Source organism: Halegenticoccus tardaugens (assembly GCF_004116405.1).
Taxonomy (GTDB): Archaea; Halobacteriota; Halobacteria; order Halobacteriales; family Haloferacaceae; genus Halegenticoccus; species Halegenticoccus tardaugens.
Window position 1 is genome coordinate 12,350 of record NZ_SDIC01000008.1, and the last position, 18,861, is coordinate 31,210.

The following is an 18,861-nucleotide window of genomic DNA, read 5'->3' on the forward strand; positions in this document are numbered from 1 at the left end:
ATCTGCATTCCCTCGCATCAGCAGGTCGGAAAGATAGTTGTTCTCGATTTGCTACGTCTCCAGCCCGATCTGCTCCATGAACGTCACGAGGTCGTACATGAGATTCTCCTCGACGATCTGCCCGTCATCCCACTGGGCAACCGTACAGAACTCGATGTCGAAGCTCTTCCCAGTCGGCGGGATCTCTGTCCCATCGGGGGCGATCATCGGTCCCTCCATGGTTCCCCGAAAGCGCGCGATTGAACACGTCCAATCCCCTGAGGCGAAGAAGATACGATAGGGGCGGTTGTCGAGTTTCTGGTCGGGGAACGTCCGCCAGAACTCTTTCGATTCCTCCGTGTGATCTTCGATGCCCACGGTCGGCTCTGGCTTCCCGGGCCAATGCACGACCACGCCCGGCTTATGCCTTTCCCTGAAGACCTCGACGTCCTGATCGTTCCATGCATCGTCCAGCGTCTGCATGAGCTCCATGTTGCGCTGCTCAACGTCTGTAAACATGGCTTGCGTTCACCTGGATCCCAGGTATTTGTGTCCACCTGGAATCTATAAATAGGGCATATCGCGTGTTAATGGTTCCCACAGATCCAGACCGAAGTTACAGCCAGTCTTCGCCCCAGGCGTCGAGCGACTCGAACACGGGACAGAGGGCATCCCCCTTCTCAGTCAGCGTGTAATAGCTCGCGACCGGCGATTCGAACTCCTTGCGGTTCTCGATGAAGCCTTGCTCCTCCAAATCATCGAGCACACGCGAGAGCGTGTAGGAGCTCGCTCCCGTCGAACGCTTGAGTTCGTTGAACCGCTTTTCGCCGTCACGCAGGTCGTTGAGGACGATGAGTTTCCACTTCGCCCCCATCTCTTCGACAGCCCCGACGACGTTGCAGACGTCCGCATTCCGCCGTTCGACCTCAGTGTCTTCGTCAGTGTCAGCCGATGGTGGTTGGGTCGCCATTACTTGGTCACACTATTGTTGCCTTATCTATATATAGGTTTGGGAGCAAACTAGGTAATGTAATGGAACTACAACACTCGACGGTACTCGTAACCGGCGCCACCGGCAACATGGGCCCGTACGTAACGGATTCGCTCGTCGACAGTGACGCCGACGTCATCGGCACCTACGTCACCGAAAAAGCGAGAGATGAGGTAGCGACCCGCGCTGAGCACGCTGAAGAGATATCGTACTACCAGGTCGATCTGACCGATCAGGCGGCGGTCGACGCCGTCGCTGAGACTATTACCAACGAACATGGGTCGGTTGATCACATCGTCGGCCTCGCTGGCGGGTTCTCGATGGGCGGGGTCAGCGATACCGATGGCGATGCGTTCCAAGCCGCGCTCAATCGTCACGCCACGACTGCCTTCCTGACCGTCAAGGCCTTCGCAGACCACCTCGACGAGCACAGTGGCGTCGTCCTGTTCAGCTCCGACCGCGCCATCGACCCTGTCGGCGGTACGCTCGCATACGATGTCGGCAAGGGAGCAGTCCGTACGTTGGCCGAATCGCTCGACGTCGAACTCGATGCCCGCGTCAACGCGGTCGCCCCGCTCCTCATCGACGTCCCGGGCAACCGCGAAGCGATGCCCGACGCTGATTTCTCGGAATGGACGGCCCCCGAAGCCATCGTCGATGAAGTGCTCCACCTGCTTTCGAACGAGGGCGTAACGGGGCAGATCGTCCAGATGACCGGCGGCCAGCCCGAGGGCGCAGTCTGATGGCGCTGGAGACTACGGCTGGCGGTCTCGCCTTCCTGGTGGGTCGACTCGTCTTCGGTGTCCTACTCGGATTCATGGGGCTCAATCACTTCACGGGCCTCGACGGAATGAGTGGCTACGCCAAGACCAAGGGCGTTCCAGCCCCCCGGTTCGCGGTCATCCTGTCCGGACTCATGCTCATCCTGGGCGGGCTTGCCATTGCGCTCGGTATCTACCCACTCCTCGGTGCGGCAGCGATCGCACTGTTCTTCCTCGGTGTAACGCCGGTCATGCACGACTTCTGGACGGTCGATGACCCCGAACAGCGCCAGTCCGAGATGACGAACTTCCTGAAGAACGCCACGCTCTTCGGCGCAGCGCTCGTACTGGTTGCAGTTAGTGGAACCGCCTGGCCGTACGCGCTCAACATCGGTCTCTGAGATGTCCACCATGACCACGCAACCGAATACAGACACGCTCCCGCAGGGGACACACATCGGTCGAACTGCACTCCGCGTCAACGACCTCGAGGAACTGACCGGGTTCTATCGGGACGTCGTTGGCCTCAGCGTGCTCGAGGAATCCGATATCCGTTCGGTGCTCGGTGTTTCAGACACCCCGCTGCTCGTCTTGGAGGGTGATGCAGACGCACCCACACGGCATCGGTCAGGCGCTGGACTCTACCACACTGCCTTCAGAGTGCCCTCGCGTGAGGCCCTCGGTGACGCGTTGGCTCGAATACGGGCCCACTGGCAACTCGGTGGCGCATCCGACCACTGGGTCAGTGAGGCCCTGTACCTCACTGACCCGGAAGGGAATGGAATCGAAATCTATCGCGACTTCCCACGCAACGACTGGTCCCACAGTGACGACGGCCGTGTTCGAATCAGCACAGAGCCACTCGATCTCGACAGTATCGAAGCCGCAGCCACAGGTGACGCCCAGGCACCTCCTAAAATGGATATCGGGCATATCCATCTCGAAGTCTCCTCGCTGGACGCGTTCAAGGACTTCTACGTGGACACCCTCGGGTTCGAGGTGCAAACGGCCGTGCCCGCCGCGGCCTTCGTCTCCGCAGGGGGGTATCACCACCACATCGGCGCGAATACCTGGCATCACCGAACGAGCCCAGTGAGCGGGCGCGGGCTGTCGTGGTTTGAGGTGATCGTCCCGGATCAGGGTGCGCTCAGCGCTGTTCAGTCGCGACTGGAAAGACGTGAGATTCCTGTGACCGAGACGGATGGCGATCTCGTCATCCACGATCCCGACGAGATCGAGGTCCGAATTCAGGTCAAATAATCTGCCCTGTAGTCCAGATAGAGACGGACTATTGTCGTAGAACGAGGGTCCTCACTCTCGTAAGCTACCCACGACTACAGTCGTGGGCTTCCTCGCCCTACAGTTATGTGAATCGCACTAGAGGAGGCGTGGTGGTCGCAGTTCTCGGGCCCCTATTCAACCCAGCCACGTTGGGAGAGATGGCTGCCCGTCCTGCCAGCGAATCGATCCCAGTGCTGTAGGCAGTTGCTGGAGTCGGTCATTGAGGACAGCGAGTGGGTGCGCATCGAGAAACGAGGCACTATGTCGATCGACGGGTGTGTCTTCGTAATTGAGCTGGATGTGACAGGGCCCAAGGTCCGGATGGTCGGCATCTTGGTGAAAGCCGAGCATCAGGTTCCGTTCCGGTTCGACCCAGTTGATGCGGTAGTATTCGTGGTCGACGCCAGCTGGGTACCAGAAACGAACCTCCAGTCGTGCGGTCGCCGCGTCGTAGGAGTCACTCAGGAACGGTGTCGGATCGACATCCGCGATAACGTACCGAGGTCGTCGTCGAGACGGGTGATAGCGCACGTCCTCACACCCAGCCTGCCTCGTCAATCGGTCGTGAACGTCCCGGAGGAGGGTCCGCTGTGTATAGCGGTCGCGACCGGCGAGAAAGATCATATTGTGTGAAGGGCGGATTAGCTCGTGGCGCGGTCGGCCATGTCGGTCATCTGTTCGCGAGCGGCTTCGACATCCGAATAGAGTTCCAGTGCGTGCTTGATGAGGCGGCGATCCTCCTCGTTCTCGCGCCAGAATGCGATGACGTCGCGGCGTTCGCGAAGCTCATCACTTGCGAGATCGCCGTCGGCGAGCGACTGTTCGAGATCCTCCCACGTCTCGACGTCGTAGGTTGCCTGCCACTCCTCGATCTCCTCGGTAATCGCGGCCAATTCGTTACGAAGCTCCTCGCGCGTGTTCTCCTCGATGAGCGTGCGGATTTCCTCGAAGAGCAGTCGCGTGTAGTCCGGCAAATAGCGCGTCGTCTCGCCGGCCTCGACGCGGCGCAGCTGGCCCTGCTCGACGAGAGCCTGGAGTTCCTCGTTGGTCGTGCTCCAGGCGGCATCGGCCTGCTCGCTGATCCAATTGATCGACCGGGGTTCGCGAAGCGTCTCGGCGACCACCCGAATGCGTTCGCGGGCGCTCATCGACTCGGTCCACGATTGGACCCCATCTCGCGAGGACTCGGACATTCTGGGCACCTCTATCAACAGTGTTCGTGCCTAGCTCTCATATATGTTTGTGTCTTCGCGCATAATCAAGATGCTACCGCGAGCACGGTCACCCTAACGTTGAAATACTATCACGGCAGAACCTACGAGTCAATCGATGTACAACCGATATTCGGACTTTGAGGAGCTGCAGCCGACCGGTGAGACGTCCCACATTCCAGACGATAAGCTCAACGAAGGTCGTGATGGCGAACCTCGGCGGCAACGCATTGCAACGAGTACAGGTGGCTCCCCCGACGAGCCGACGGAAGCTGGCGGTGAGTGCCGATCCTGTGGCGCGTCGATTCCAGCAGACCAGAGTGAACCACCCCACCCTACGCGCTTCGCGCGTTGAGGGTGGGGCTTCCCCGTTCTATGACGCGACGTGCAGATACCACACGGGTATCCGTAGCGGTCGCAGTCTCCGGGGGCGTCGATTCGGCCTGTCCCATGCCTAATTCAGAAAACGCGCGTTGAAGGATGTTCTTCGCGGCGTTCGCGTCCCTATCGTCCTCGTATCCGCACGACGGACACGAGTGTTCGCGCACCCACAGGGGCTTGTCGGTTTCGACGCTGCAGTTGCTACACTCCTTGGTAGTGCCGCGTGGATTAACTTCGACGAGGTCCGTACCGGCGCTCTCAGCCTTGTATCGCAGAATCTCGATGAAGGTTCGCCACGCGGAATGGGCCGTGTTTCGACTGTTTCGGTCCTGTTGCATCATGCCGCGAACGTTCAAGTCCTCTACCGTCACCGCGTCGTAGTTCGAAACGTAGTAGCGAGCGAGCTTGTGGAGAAAGTCGCGGCGCTTTCGCTTGATACGGTCGTGACAACGGGCAACGACTACCCGTTGTTTCTCGTAGTTGTTCGACCCCTTTTGCTTCCGCGAGAGCTTCCGTTGCTCGCGTCCTAGTCGTTCACGTTCATCCGAGAGGTCCAAGATTCGACGGCGGTCCCGTCGGTGTCGTGAGCGTATTTCAGAATACCTACGTCGATTCCGACGGTATCCCTCGGGTCGATAGTTTCGGGAGCGGATTTCTCCGGTTTCTCGTCGGTTTCGATACCGAGAGTCGCGTACCAGTTGCCCGTAGCGTCCCGTTTGATACAGACCTGTTTGATGGTCGCGTTCTCGGGGACTTCGCGGTGGTACGCTATTGGTATCTCCCCGATTTTGCTCAGTCGAAGACGGTCCCGCCGCGTATCGGTTTCGATGAGCCTGAACCCGCTTTGGCTGTAGGTGAACGACTTGTACCACCCCGGACCCTTCCAGCGAAGCGCGCCGACCTTGTACCCGTTTTCCTTCTGTGCGGAAAGCGTTCGAAGGTTGGAATACAGGCGCTCTACGACGACCTGAAGGACTTTCGAATGGACTTGTTTCAGTTCGGGCCACTCGCGTTTCAGGTCGGGAAGCGTATTCTTTTGGGAGTATTCCGAGGGTACGTCGTCGACTTCGTTGAGTCGGTTCAAGAAGTGGTTGTAGACCTGCCTACAGGTATCGAGCGTCCACGCTAATGCTTCGCGTTGGTCGGCAGTCGGATAGAGCCGATACCTGTAGTTGTAGTTCATCGGTCGCTTGGTGGTTCCTCGCGTTGGCTATCGACGTATTCCATGAGTACATCAAGTGACACTTGCCCGGTGGAAATCAGACAGTACGAATCCGTCCAAAACGAATCTCCCCAGAGCTTGTGCTTGATTTCGTCGTGAAACTCGTTGCGAATACGCCGTGCGGTACTCCCTTTAAGAGTGTTGATGAACTTGGTTAGATCAGTACTCGGCTTGGCCTTGAACAGAATGTGTACGTGGTTGCCGTCGGCTTCGAGCCGTTCGATTTCGACGCCGTAGTTATCCGCGAAACCTTCGATGGCCCCGCGCATGAAGTTCTTCATATCCTCCGTGAACACGTCTCTGCGGTATTTGACCACTAAAACGAGGTGGTAGTGCAGGGAGTACACGGAGTGCGAACTTTTGTCTAAGTCGTACACCATTGGCCTTTGCCTGTACGATATACCATTCACCCAAATTATTTAATAGTTCAGTTTGGATGCCCCATATCTTCTATACCCAAAGACGAATCGAGTGTACGGTGCGTATCCCCTCCCTACGTCCTCGCTTCGCTCGGTCGTTGAGGAAGGGGGCTTAGCGCCTCAATTTAGCTAAAACAAATCTTTCGAGAAGCTCTTTGAGTCACTAACACTGTACTTCACAAGAGCGTAAGCTTAACAGACAAACGCCCTATTGTTTAGATATGACGTGGTCTAACCAAGAGTGGTGGCCGGACCTCCTTCGACTGGATATCCTCGACGATAACACTGCGGACACAAATCCGTACGGCGAGGACTTCCACTATGCCGAGGAGTTCGAGACGCTCGACCTCGACGAAGTGAAGTCGGACATCGAGGACGTGATGACGGATTCGGCGGACTGGTGGCCTGCCGACTACGGCCACTACGGGCCGCTGTTTATTCGGATGGCGTGGCACAGCGCTGGCACGTACCGCACCAGCGACGGGCGCGCCGGCGCGTCTGGCGGCCTTCAGCGACTCCCACCGGAGAGTAGCTGGCCGGACAACGTCAATCTCGACAAGGCCCGCCGCCTGCTCCAGCCGGTTAAGAAGAAGTACGGTCGCAGGCTCTCGTGGGGCGACCTCATCGTCCTCGCGGGGAACGTCGCCCTTGAGTCGATGGGATTCGAGACGGTTGGTTTCGCCGGTGGCCGCGAGGACGAATTCAAGTCCAACGAGGCCGTCGAGTGGGGTCCCGAGACAGAGTGGGAGACGACCTCGTCTGAGCGCTTCGAAGACGGTGAGGTTGGCAATCTCAAAGACCCGCTCGGGAACACTGTGATGGGGCTCATCTACGTAAATCCAGAGGGGCCGTACGGCGAACCGGATGTCGAAGGATCTGCGAAGAACATTCGCGAGGAGTTCAGCCGTATGGCGATGAACGACGAGGAGACGGTCGCGCTCATCGCCGGCGGCCACACCTTCGGGAAGGTCCATGGTGCGGACGATCCCGACGAGCATGTCGGCCCCGAGCCCGAAGCAGCATCCATCGAGGACCAAGGCCTCGGCTGGGCGCAGGAGCACGGCGACAAGATCGGCGGTCTCGAAGCCATCACGAGCGGTATCGAGGGCCCCTGGAACGCCACGCCGACCCAGTGGGATATGGGGTACGTCGACAACTTGCTAGAGCACGATTGGTCCTCAGTCAAGGGCCCCGGCGGTGCCTGGCAGTGGCGGCCGGTCGGCGACGAAGACATCGACTACGCGCCGGGAGCGCTGGAGCCATCGGAGACGGACCAGCCGATGATGCTGACGACGGACATCGCCCTCAAACACGACGACGACTACCGAGAGATCCTAGAGCGCTTCCAGGAGAACCCCAACGAGTTCCAGGAGGCGTTCGCGAAGGCGTGGTACAAGCTCATCCATCGCGACATGGGCCCGCCCAAGCGGTTCCTTGGCCCGGAGGTCCCCGACGAGACGTTCGTCTGGCAGGATCCCGTCCCCGACGTCAACTACGAGCTCATCGGCGACGAAGCGATTGCCGAGCTCAAGGGCGAAATCCTCGCCTCGGACCTGCCTGTCTCGCAGCTGGTCAAAACTGCGTGGGCATCTGCGTCGACATATCGCGACAGCGACAAGCGCGGCGGCGCGAACGGCGCGCGCATCCGTCTGGAACCCCAGCGGAGCTGGAAAGTAAACGAGCCCAAGGAGCTGGATACGATCCTGGGGACCCTGGAAGTGATTCAGGAGGAGTTCAATAGTTCGCGGGATGACGACGTGCGCGTGTCGCTTGCCGACCTCATCGTACTTGGTGGCAACGCAGCTATCGAACAGGCAGCCTCCGAGGCCGGCTACGACGTGGACGTTCCGTTCGAACCGGGCCGTACGGATGCCTCACAGAAGCAGACCGATGTCGAGTCTTTTGAGGTGCTTGAACCGAAGGTCGACGCATTCCGGAACTACCTTGGTGGCGAGTACGACGACCTCTACGACTCCCCGGAAGAACGAATGGTCGACAAGGCGGAACTACTGAACCTGTCCGTCCCCGAGATGACGGTGCTCGTCGGCGGGATGCGCACGCTAGGTGCGACCTACAGGGACTCTGATCGCGGTGTCTTCACTGATGATCCCGGTACGCTCTCGAACGACTTCTTCGTGAACCTGCTCGATATGGACTACGAGTGGGAGCCAGTCGACGAGGACAGAGAAGTCTTCGAGGTTCGCGACCGCGACACTGGCGAACTCAAATGGGAGGCCACCCGCCTCGATCTGATCTTCGGCTCGAATGCCCGACTTCGCGCCACCGCGGACGCCTACTTCGCTGATGACGCCGAGGGGAAGTTCGTCGAGGACTTCGTCGACGCGTGGAGTAAAGTGATGCAGCTCGATCGGTTCGATCTCAAGTGAACTACCCCGCCTACACCTCGAAGACGTATCAAGAATGTGATCACATCGGGCGACGATGTATCTCTTCTTTTCTTTAGCACTTCTAAGACGCTGTATTAATCTGTTCTTTATCACAAAGGTGAGTTTCCTAGTCCAGGTACCGTCTAATCTACGGATTCTCCGTAGTGGGGCTACAGGGATTTGAGGTGACAGCCCCGACTTCAACCGTGGGATGTATCCAACATCGTATTTAGCACCCCCGTCAGTAGCAGGGCCGGGTATTAAACGCCGGTTGCACATCGGTGGGAAGGCCACTTTGGTCGGCTACACGCACTGCAAAGCACGTCCATGGCCATAAGTGGACGGCGACCGTTGAGGGAGGACGCGAAAGCGTACGCTGCCCCCAAGAGCACGTGCAACCGTAATATCCCCTTCAGAATCTCACGACTGAAGCTGTGGGGGGTAATATCAGCTTTCTATTAGTTCTAACTTAACGAAGTGACCGTTTTCGTACTCTTCTTCATGATCTTTACTCGCTTCAAGTGCAGGCTTGAATCCAGTCGCAATCTCGGTATGGGAGCACTCCACACAGGTTAATTCGTAGGTGTTTGCCCCTGTGCTCAGGGAGGGTTCGGATAGCGTTTTGGACCGTGATTCGGACGGCTCCATTCGCTCATTCTGTGACGTGAGGTGTGGCTGCATATCCTTCCCTGTCATACGCAAACATACGTAGACGCTAGACCCTTGAAACACTCTCCCCAACAAGTGAAGGGTCTTTGAGTAGGTCACCGTAGTAAGCTACCCACGACTACAGTCGTGGGCTTCCTCGCCCTGCAATCATGTGAGACCCGTCGAACTCCGGTTGTGGGTCACAGAGAGAGCTCTGATTCAGCGCTGCCCCGACAATTCACTCCTATCTCTCTATTAGAAGCGGGTAAAGACAGGATAACGCAACGAGAAGCCGTATGTCATCAAGGTACGGGGAATCAACCGGCCTCACTCTTTCGACAGACCGTTCTCGCAAGTATTGGCACAACGACGGCAGATGGTCTACCCGTTACTGCTGGCTCGGTCTTTGCAGCCGGATGGCTGGGACGACTCATCGACACTCGGTGAATCACCGCCAGGAAAAGCCCTCGTCGTGGATGTGAGCCTGCGTCAACTACCCCACCCTACACGCCTTCAGCGTGTTGAGGGTGGGGTTGTCCGTGAACTCGGCCTTGAAGCCGCTTAAACCCCTCGAGAGCATCTATGAGCCACTTATTGAGTGACGAAATTAGCTGAATTGCAGGCGCTAAGCCCCCCATCCTCACCGAGCGCCGAAGGGAGCGAGTAGGGTGGGGATACAGCGCCGTCTTTGGTGGTCTTACACGTACGATAGCGTGATATACTATCTCACGAAAGCGGTACGTGTGCGTGAGAGTAGGAGGAATTGAAGCCCTCAAGGCCCCCACGCACTGCGCAGTGCGGACACGTAGGCACGGGACAGGCCGAATCGACGCCTTCGGAGACTGCGACCGCTGTGGATTCCCGGTGAATCTGCACGTCGCGTCGGTGAACAAGGAAGCTCCCACCTCACCACGCGAGGGGTGGGTAACCCCGAGCGCGATAGGTGGGAGTAGTTCACTTACAGGGTTCACTGACTTCAATTCGTGACGTGTCTTCCTCTTCGTCTTCGTGGTCGTACACCTGCGAGAGGTACTGAGAAGCCTCTTCGAAATGAGGACCTCGTCGAATCGTTCCGGTGTCTTTGTCCCAGTCAATGTAGCCGGCCTTCGCGAGTTTCGGAAGGTGAGTGTGATAGAGTGCCACCGTGAGCTGCTCGAGATCGTCATCTTCGGTCACCAACTCATCGATGGGAAGGTCGGCCTTATCACGAGGAGAATAGTTACTGAGGGGGAGAAGAACTCGGCGACGATACAGATGACTGAGTGCGTCGAACATCCGGTCCAGTCGTCGGTAGTCACCACTCCCGTCCGTTTCGATAGTGGCCGAGGACGTTTTGTCTGTTCGACCTGGTCCAGCATCGTCCCTGGTCTTGACATCCTCCATACGCCTGAAGTCGTGGGATTCCTCGCGCTCGGGGTCGGTCACGCCGACCACCCCGACGGAGGCACCTTCCCGACCGCGATAGTCGGTCCCGGTTTGTACGCGGAGCGTCGGGGCGGTGAGTGCATGGTGACGCCAGTCCAGTCGGACTGCCTCGCTAACACCCTACGGGCGGTGCCATCTGCCCGACTCGGTTGGGCAGGGTTGCTTGTTGGTGATGGGGTCCCCAATCCAACCCCAGTTTTCCCTGTCGAGTCAGATTCACAAACAATCCCAGACGGCCGAAATCTTGCGGTAGAGGGGCCGTACCTATCGCGTAGACCCACGACTAAAGTCATGGGCTTCCGCTTGATCCATGTCATTGCGTCTGCCACCACCTCTGTGGACCTCTGGTTGGTGTGAGAATGAGCTCACTCAGTTGAGTGCTCCCACAGTCATGGGGTCTGTTATGTAAGGGTATTATTGGTCTTCACTCCTGTTATGCTAAGAGGCACGTAGAGAACGTGTGTGTGTAAAGATACACCCTAAATAGTAAAACTACTCCCCAAATCCGATTCTAATACTACGGGTTGTTTTTGACATCCTCCTACGAGTTTACTCGTGGGATTCCCTCGCTCGGGGTCCGCGCTGACCCGTCGGAGAGTCTATTGCCGGTTTGTGCGAACCACGTCGGGGCGGTGAGCGCGTGACGACGCCAGTCCGTGCGAATGCGGACGCCCCCGCTTGTGGCACACAGGCCGTGCCATCGACCCGACTACCATCGAAGCCATTTCGGTAGTCCCCGAGCGGGTAGGGTTACTGGTTTTTGTTAACGGGCTACCCCAATTCAAGCCCACTTTTCCCATTCGAGTTAGACTCACAAGCGACCCCAGACGGCCGAAATCTTGCGGTAGATGGGCCGTGACTATCGCGTAGACCCACGACTAAAGTCGTAGGCTTCCGCTTGATCCATGTGTCAATGGGTGACGACTGGGTCGTTTGAATGAGCGCACCACGTGACCCTACGCGTTCGATACCTCGTCAAAGACGACGTCGCAGATGGATCGTTCAGCGGCCCGCAAATGCTCGGAGAATGTGGGCTGAGAAATTTCTAAAAGTTCGGTGACTTCCTGGCCCGTACTCACACGCGGGGTCTCGAAGAAACCGCTCAGGTAGGCGGTCTGCAGAACGTCCCGCTGTCGGTCCGTCAGTCGGTCCTCAAGCGCGTTTACGAAGGTTTCCCGCGTCTTCAGTGGCCGTTCGCGCGACTTACGAGCGCGCAGTTCGAAGTCCAGGTTCCACTGACGGAGCTGGTCTAAGAACTCACGGACTGCTACCGTATGTGGGACATCGAGGACGGTGGTTGCGATATCGGCATCGATGGTAATCGAGTGGACGACACAGCCCTCATTGCTGATTCGAGCGGCAAGCGGCGGGTCGGACACCCGCGCCCTGAACAGAGAGCCACCACCGCGTTCGGTAAGACAGTCTAGATCCGTGAACGCAAGGAGGTCCGCTGCTGTGGCCTGAACGTCTTCCGGTGAAATGTCACGAGCAATGAAGAAGATGTCGGCATGCCCGTTCGACCGGGGAACGACTCCCTGGTAATCGATGGTACATCCCGTCTCCCGGGCGAGGCGACACAGCGGCGTGTCGGCGTCCTCGAACCGGAGCAAAAGTTCGACGACGCTGTCGGTTTGTAATGTCGCTCTCGTCTCCCGGGCGTTGATCGTGTGAGCGATCGTGTTGCCGAGCTCCGAGAGCACGTCCCGATTCCGCTCGTCCTCGTCCAACTGGGGGTGGTCGGCGTAGACGGTCAACACGCCGTACGCTGCGTCGTCGTAGGCGAGCGGAATGCAGACGAGCGACCGAGCGCCGCGTTCGAGCGTCGCTTCCCGCCAGGGGGCGAAGTCGCTGGCCGTTGCGATGTCCGCAACCACCTGCAGGTCGCCAGTGTGTAGTGCACGAGCGATGGGATCTCGATTGGTTGGCGTGTCCTCGACCGCGATCGTGTGATCCTCCAGATAGCCGCTATCGACGCCAGCCCACGTCCGTGGCTCGACCACGTCGGTCGACGAATCGTGGTCGCCGATCCAGGCGAACTCGTAGAGGTCGGAGTTCGCCACTCGTTCGCAGATGGCAGCGTCGATCTCCTCACGCGTGTCGGCGGCCACGAGCGCCTGGTCGATCTCCCGAATGAGCGTGTTGAGTCGGTCGAGGCGAGTCAACTCCTTGTTGCGGCGTGCTAATTCCTCTTCGCCGGCGGCGCGGTCCCACGCCGTCTCGACGGTCGCCGCGACCGTCGAAACGAAGTCAACCGTTCGTTCGTCGAACGCTCCGGTTCGCGTCGACCCAACACAGATGACGCCGTGTCTCCCAAGCGGCACGAGCACGCGGCTCCGCAGCGACGACTCCGAAGACGCGCACTCGGGGCCGTCGAGATCGTTGTCAACGTCCATATCGTCGCCGATGAACGTCTGCCAGATCTGGTCGGAAAATTCGTCAGAGAGTTCGATTGCCTGCGGATCTATTTCGGGGCTCGTATGGCGGATATGCTCGTGGAGATCTCCAGTCCGGTCGTCGTATCGACAGAGAGCGACGTAGTCGGCGTCAAGCACCTCCTGTACGAGTGCGGGGGCGCGATTGCTGATCTCCTGTGTCCCGGCGTTGATCAGTTCGCGACTTGCGTCGTTGAGGCGTTTGAGGGATTCATTGGTCTGCCTCAGTGCTTGCCGTGACCGGTGGCGCTCGACCGCGATGCCCACGATATAGATGGCAAAGTCCGTTAATCGGTGTTCCCACTCGGTCGGAGTGCGTGGCTCGTCGAAACAGAGCATAAGCGAGCCCATGGGCTCGCCGTCTCCATCTCGTATGGGTTCTGAATGCCCGGCGAGTACGTCGTTCGCGACACAGAGTGCACGCCACTCCTCCGACCATCTGGCGTCGGTAGTAACGTCCTCGCAGGTGACGCTATCGCCGCGAAACACCGCCTCTCCGCACGTGCCGATCATGAGGTCGTTGATCGGTGCGTCTTCAAGACCCTCCCCCCACGATGGCCCCAGGTCTGGAGCGATGGGCCGCTGGAACGATTCGCGCTCGTCGTCTGCGAGCATGACACAGGCCCGGACGCCAGAACCCAGCCGCGGGATAGCAGCGCACAGCGCGGAGAGACACTCCTCAAGTGGCGCACCTGTGGCGATCAGTTCAAGCAGCTCTTTTTGTTCCTTCAGTAACTGCTCTCGCTGCTTGCGCTCGGTGACGTCAGAGAAGAGAATTGCCACCATCCGTTCTTCCGGTTCTCCGATGCGGAACGCGTAGACGTCGAACCATCGGTCGTCTAGAAATTTGGCTTCGTCCGTGAATCGCTTCGGTTCGCCCGTCAGCGCAATCCGTCCGTATCGTTCGAACCAGTGGTCTTCGTGGTCGGGTTCGAGGTCCCGCAATCGTTCGCCCTCCGCGTCGACGAGACCGGTTAGCTCTTCGAACGCCGGGTTCGTCTCCAGGAAACGATAATCGACAGGCTTGTCGTCTTCGTCGAAGAGGACTTCCATGGTGCAGAAGCCCTCGTCGATCGACTCGAACAGCGTACGGTACTTCGCCTCGCTTTCGCGTACCGCCTCGTAGGCCGACCGTTGCTGGAGGAGGTCGGCGACCTGCCGGGCAAGCACGTCCAGCAGGTGGAGATCGCGCTCGGATGGCTCGTGCGGGTTCGCCCAGTGTATCGTGAGCATCCCGAGCATCTCCCCGCTCCGGGAGACCAGCGGCGTGGTCTGGACCGCCCGGATGCCGATCCGGCGGCACATCTTGAGGTCCTCGGGATTGGACATGAACTCGCACGTCTCGACGTCCGGGGCGACGACGCGCTTGCCTGTCTCAAGAGCCACCGAGCAGATCGACCCCGACTCGACTCCAACTCGCTTCCACAGATTAGCAGCCTCTGCCGTGAGCCCGACGTGGGTGAGCAGTTCGAGATCGTCTGCCTCGGGGTCGAGCCGCTGCAGACCCCCGAAATCGGCATCCAGCATTTCGACGGCGGTGTCGAGGACGGCATCGTACAGGACATCCTCGTCGTCTTTCTGGATCGACTGAGTGCTGACCTCGTGTAACCGCTTCACGGCCTCCAGTTCGGTTTCGAGCCGTTTCTCGCTCTTACGGAGGGCCTCCTCGGTCTCTTTGCGCTTGGTGATGTCACTGGCCGTGCCGAACCACTCAGTGATTTCGCCGTCGTCGGAAAGCATCGGCACTGCCCGCGAGTGCGTCCATCCCCGTGTGCCATTGATCTGCACCACCTGGTGTTCCAGTTCGAACGTGCTCTTGGTCTCGATAGCCTCGTCGATAGCCGCCATTACCCGCGACTGTTCGTCGGGCGGGATGTACTCCTCCAGCCACGTCTCTCGGGGCTTCTCGGTGTCGACGATGAACTCCTGTCCATCCAAGTAGTACAGCTCTGACCAGTCGGGACTCATGCGATAGACGACATCGGAGGTCGTCGTGACGAAGGCATCAAGTCGCTCCTCGCTCTCGCGCAGTTCCTCCTCGGTCCACGCCCGTTCGATGGCCGCCCAGGTGCGATTGAGGACGTCACGGCAGAGTTGTCGTTCGTCTTCGGACCATGGACGTGGTTCCGGATGAGCAGCGTACAGCCAGGCGACGAGCTGACCGTCCTTCTGGAGCGGCACCATCGCACCAGCCTCGATACCAATGGATTCTGCCTCGGTCGATCCACCCGCCGACGTCCGGGGATCCGACTCGTACTCCTTGAAGAAGACCGTCTCGCCGGAACGCAGGGCCGTCTGGAACTGGTCACTGAAATCTGAAAGTTTGAACCGGTACCCTTCTAGGTTTGGCATCCGACCATCGCCGTACTCGCCAACGACGACAGCCGAGTCTTCGTCGTCTTCAGCCAGCGTATACCCGACCTGTGATACGTCCAGATACGCTCCGAGATGTTCTGCTGCCGTCGCCATGATCTCGTCGGAATCGCTGAGCGGCTGGAGCGAGTCACTGAGTCCGGCCAGGCACCGCTGACGTTCTTTCCGATGTTTTCGGTCGGTGATGTCGATGACGAATTCCAGATACTCATCGTCGTTCAGCCGCCGCGACTCGAACAGCCCCCACCAGCGCGAGCCGTCCGTGTGGTAGTATTGCTTCTCGTAGGGGATTCCACTGCCGGTCCCTTCGACCTGCTCGATGTGTCGCTCCGAGGCCGGCTGAAACTCCTCGGGAGTGAGGTCCCGCCACGCCGTGCCTAGCGCTTCCTGGTACTCAAGGCCCGCCATCTCGAGAAAGGCGTCATTCGCGTCTCTAATCGTGAGGTCTTTCCCCCAGACGATAACGCCGACCAGCTCGGAGTCGAAGACTGGATGGGAGCGGACCGGCTCTCGCCCCTGTGGAGTCTCGCTTCGCTGAGTGAGCTCTGCGATGGGTCGCCACCATACGCGGCTGTTGGCCCCGACCTTCTTCGTCTCCAGGATGCCGTCGCCGACGAGCGCCTCCAGCCTGTTGTAGATTGTCCGCTGGGTACAGTCGAATCCCTCGGCGACCTCCGGAGTCGTCACCGGTGTGCCAGGTGAGCCAAGGTCGTCGACCTTCTCCAACACGTCTTTCTGTGCTGGTGCGGCCGTTGTCATAGGAGGGCTTCGGTGAGCGCAGGCAAAAGCGTTCTGTCGATAGAACCCCGGCGGCATAAATTGGGATCTCCGTGCGTGTCTCTTTCCGCTGTCGCCTGGTGAGACGGGCACGCGGTTTGAATGCGTCTCGGGTACGAGAGCCTGGTAAACCCATTTTTTTGGTCCCCTCTCTCCAGAGATCGGTGTCTGTTCACGGGGGAGAAAATCGGGTGCAGACGATCATCGAAGTGGATGGGGCCTCTCGTCTTGATCGCGGCGCCGATTAGATGTTGACCTCCTCCCACGACTAAACTCGTGGGATTCCCACGAGCGACGGCCCGTTGAGTTGGGATGTTTACGGTTCGCACACCGACGAGGTGCTGGCTGGGCCAAACGGTCGGTACTCCTATCCTCAACACCACGACTCCACTCGTTTCCAAGTGGATTACGAGGTGCGTCGGCGGATTCGGAGGTACTTGGGTCTGTAGCGTCGGTACCCGACGTGAGGTATCCCGACGGGGTACCGTCGGGTCTCGGTCGGGGGTCCGAATGTGTCCGATTGTCCCGGTATGGGCGCGGACGTGCCACGTCGGATAGGTATAGAACCGCGCGGAGAGCACCTAAGACTATGCCACACACTGAAAGGAGACGATGACGGCGATTCATCCCACGACTCAAGACGTGGGTTTTCTCACCTGAAATCCTGTAACCCTCTCATTCCTCGTTTCGGTCAATGAGGGTAATAAGCTCACGCTGCACGGGAGGAGAATCCGTGTGGGTGATATCTTCCCCTATGTGTGTTTCCGGTATTCAGGGTCGAGGGCGGAAGTGTACCGTCCTCAATTCCAGACACAATGACGGCTAGGTAATATATCGTCGCTGTTCTTCTGAGATGTCCTCTTCGAGCCTCTCGACGTCCTCCACTCTCATATGCACCGTTAAGACAGGAATGGAAGCATGACAAACGACTTCTTCTGCAATACTTCCCAAAATTCGTTTTTCTTCACCTGTTCGTCCATGTGTCCCCATGAAGATGAGATCAATCCCGTTCGTGTTTGCATAGTCGAGAATCACTTCATACGGGATCCCGTGCCGAATCTCGGTGACGATCTCGATCTCGGAGGCCGTTGCTCGATCGTCAAAGTATTCGAGAGCGTGTGCTCCCTCTTGTTCCTGGACGTGGATAACCTGTTTCTGAATTTTCTCGGGAAGTCGCATGTAAGCGCGAATATCAACGACGTAGAGGGCATGAATGGTAGCTTCGTTCAACTCGGCTTGATGAAAGCACTGTTCGATGGCACTCGCCATTGCACGACTGCCATCCGTCGGGATTAGAATATTGCCGTACATATCTTCCCCATATTAGAGTGGCAAGTATATATAGAATCGAAGCCTCAATCACGAGGAGGTCTTAGTCATTCTCAGACGTCAACCGTCAACTCGTCGACGGTACGTGGATAGTACGTAAGTGTCTCAGTGCCGTTCTCCGTCACAAGCACGGTGTCTGAATGGCGAAAGCCACCAATCTCGGGTATATAGAAGCCAGGTTCGACGGTGTACAGCTCACCGGGTCGGATCGTTCCTTCGTAACTCCGATCTAAGAACGGTCGTTCATGCCCCTGCATGCCGATGTTATGGCCGATGTGGTGTTGGACATACTCATGAACTCCTTGCTCATGATAGTACTCCATCACAACATCTTCGACCCCCCCGTATTCAGTGCCAGGTTCGATAGCCTCGATCGCAATTTCCTGCGACTCGCGCATGATCTCAAAATATTTTCGTTGATCTTCAGAAGGCTTGCCGACGAACATCGTTCGTTCTAGTTCCGTTGTATACCCACCAACAGAGGGCTTGACGATCGTTACGATGTTGTCTCCCTTGGTGATTGGAGTCGTTTGATCAACGCTGTGTGGACGTGCTGTAACGGTGCCCGTCGTGAACTTACACGTCATTGGAGTCGCCCAGTCCATCATCACATAACGCTCGCCCAGCGTGTCGAGCATAATCTCTGTCGCCTCCGTCTCGACTTCTGCCCCGACAGTAACTGGACGTCGCCCCGGTTCGATTTTCGCTTGCAGAAGTGAATGGCCAAGATGGGCCCAAACGCTGGCTTCGCGAATTAGAGCAATTTCGATCTCACTTTTACACTCACGCATTTGCGTCACGTAGTCTTCGACACCGACGGTACCCGAGATGACGTCTGAGAGCGCAGGCCCAGTGTATCCATTTCGAGCTGGGCTCCCGTCACTATCGACAGCGATCGCTCCGTCGGCAATCCCGAGCGAATCACACATATCTGTGACGAGCTCCATCGGTTTGCCCTGCGGGTAATCGAAGTACACGTACACATCATCGATCAGAAACTGCTCGTCGTGGGCGTGCTGCTGTTCGAGACGGGGGACAACTGCTTCGATTTGATCCGATGTGATCCCAAGAACACACGGGCGCTCTGTTGGAAGATGGTACATCCCACTGGTATAGTGGATGTTAAGGGCGGAGAACAGCACGACACCATCGTATCCATCAGACTCAGCCTGAGCAAGGAGATCGGCAGCACGATCACGGTGTTCTGCTTTCGGAATGCGTAGGGAGCGCATCTAGATGAGCTAA

Annotated in this window: 14 protein-coding genes and 2 pseudogenes; 5 read left to right on the forward strand and 11 right to left on the reverse strand. The window is 58.3% G+C overall.

What is annotated here, in order from left to right; genetic code table 11:
* Positions 1 to 51: 51 nt before the first annotated feature.
* Together C3L37_RS18865 and C3L37_RS18870 are read right to left on the reverse strand one after the other, a co-directional pair.
* Positions 52 to 498, reverse strand: coding sequence for an ester cyclase (locus tag C3L37_RS18865; RefSeq protein WP_129116125.1), 447 nt, complete (start codon positions 496 to 498; stop codon positions 52 to 54).
* A 97-nt stretch (positions 499 to 595) separates the two neighbouring features.
* Entirely contained in the window at positions 596 to 949 is a 354-nt protein-coding gene (locus tag C3L37_RS18870; protein WP_129116126.1) for a winged helix-turn-helix transcriptional regulator, read from the reverse strand.
* A gap of 62 nt (positions 950 to 1,011) precedes the next feature.
* On the opposite strand from C3L37_RS18870, the gene C3L37_RS18875 reads away from it, so the two are divergent.
* The 3 genes from C3L37_RS18875 to C3L37_RS18885 are packed head-to-tail and all read left to right on the forward strand — an operon-like array spanning position 1,012 to position 2,991.
* The gene (locus C3L37_RS18875; protein WP_129116127.1) at positions 1,012 to 1,713 is read left to right on the forward strand and encodes an SDR family NAD(P)-dependent oxidoreductase; all 702 of its coding nucleotides are present in this window, start codon (positions 1,012 to 1,014) and stop codon (positions 1,711 to 1,713) included.
* Positions 1,713 to 2,132, forward strand: a complete 420-nt coding sequence (locus tag C3L37_RS18880; protein WP_129116128.1) for a DoxX family protein — start codon at positions 1,713 to 1,715, stop codon at positions 2,130 to 2,132. Before C3L37_RS18875 ends, C3L37_RS18880 begins: the two co-directional genes overlap by 1 nt.
* Before the next feature lie 10 nt (positions 2,133 to 2,142).
* Positions 2,143 to 2,991: a VOC family protein gene (locus C3L37_RS18885; RefSeq protein ID WP_129116129.1), complete on the forward strand. Its 849-nt coding sequence runs from the start codon at positions 2,143 to 2,145 to the stop codon at positions 2,989 to 2,991.
* A 156-nt stretch (positions 2,992 to 3,147) separates the two neighbouring features.
* Here C3L37_RS18885 and C3L37_RS25875 read toward each other — a convergent pair whose 3' ends face one another.
* Positions 3,148 to 3,636: a hypothetical protein gene (locus C3L37_RS25875; protein WP_129116130.1), complete on the reverse strand. Its 489-nt coding sequence runs from the start codon at positions 3,634 to 3,636 to the stop codon at positions 3,148 to 3,150.
* A gap of 17 nt (positions 3,637 to 3,653) precedes the next feature.
* Complete coding sequence (locus tag C3L37_RS18895) at positions 3,654 to 4,205, reverse strand: DUF7342 family protein (RefSeq protein WP_129116131.1); 552 nt, start codon at positions 4,203 to 4,205, stop codon at positions 3,654 to 3,656.
* A gap of 136 nt (positions 4,206 to 4,341) precedes the next feature.
* On the opposite strand from C3L37_RS18895, the pseudogene C3L37_RS25090 reads away from it, so the two are divergent.
* Positions 4,342 to 4,548 (forward strand): annotated as a pseudogene (locus C3L37_RS25090) (hypothetical protein); the annotation flags it as partial.
* Between the two features lie 10 nt (positions 4,549 to 4,558).
* On the opposite strand, the pseudogene C3L37_RS18905 reads toward C3L37_RS25090, so the two are convergent.
* Together C3L37_RS18905 and tnpA are read right to left on the reverse strand one after the other, a co-directional pair.
* Positions 4,559 to 5,787 (reverse strand): annotated as a pseudogene (locus tag C3L37_RS18905) (RNA-guided endonuclease InsQ/TnpB family protein).
* Complete coding sequence (tnpA, locus tag C3L37_RS18910) at positions 5,784 to 6,206, reverse strand: IS200/IS605 family transposase (protein ID WP_129116132.1); 423 nt, start codon at positions 6,204 to 6,206, stop codon at positions 5,784 to 5,786. The pseudogene C3L37_RS18905 and the gene tnpA overlap by 4 nt, the downstream one beginning before the upstream one ends.
* A gap of 260 nt (positions 6,207 to 6,466) precedes the next feature.
* Between tnpA and katG the strand changes: the two genes are divergently transcribed.
* The gene (gene katG / locus C3L37_RS18915; protein WP_129116133.1) at positions 6,467 to 8,632 is read left to right on the forward strand and encodes a catalase/peroxidase HPI; all 2,166 of its coding nucleotides are present in this window, start codon (positions 6,467 to 6,469) and stop codon (positions 8,630 to 8,632) included.
* Between the two features lie 447 nt (positions 8,633 to 9,079).
* Here katG and C3L37_RS18920 read toward each other — a convergent pair whose 3' ends face one another.
* The 5 genes from C3L37_RS18920 to C3L37_RS18940 form a co-directional block, all read right to left on the reverse strand.
* Positions 9,080 to 9,328 (reverse strand): hypothetical protein, encoded by a 249-nt coding sequence (locus tag C3L37_RS18920; RefSeq protein ID WP_129116134.1) that lies wholly within the window; start codon positions 9,326 to 9,328, stop codon positions 9,080 to 9,082.
* A 906-nt stretch (positions 9,329 to 10,234) separates the two neighbouring features.
* Positions 10,235 to 10,705, reverse strand: coding sequence for a DUF7344 domain-containing protein (locus tag C3L37_RS18925; RefSeq protein WP_129116135.1), 471 nt, complete (start codon positions 10,703 to 10,705; stop codon positions 10,235 to 10,237).
* A gap of 956 nt (positions 10,706 to 11,661) precedes the next feature.
* Positions 11,662 to 16,269 carry a GAF domain-containing protein gene (locus C3L37_RS18930; RefSeq protein WP_164974815.1) on the reverse strand — a complete coding sequence of 1,536 codons (4,608 nt, stop codon included), beginning with the start codon at positions 16,267 to 16,269 and terminating at the stop codon, positions 11,662 to 11,664.
* An 840-nt stretch (positions 16,270 to 17,109) separates the two neighbouring features.
* Positions 17,110 to 17,598 carry a universal stress protein gene (locus C3L37_RS18935; protein ID WP_129116137.1) on the reverse strand — a complete coding sequence of 163 codons (489 nt, stop codon included), beginning with the start codon at positions 17,596 to 17,598 and terminating at the stop codon, positions 17,110 to 17,112.
* 71 nt (positions 17,599 to 17,669) lie between these two features.
* A complete protein-coding gene (locus tag C3L37_RS18940; RefSeq protein ID WP_129116138.1) occupies positions 17,670 to 18,848 on the reverse strand; it encodes a M24 family metallopeptidase in 1,179 nt (392 codons plus the stop codon).
* Positions 18,849 to 18,861: the final 13 nt, after the last annotated feature.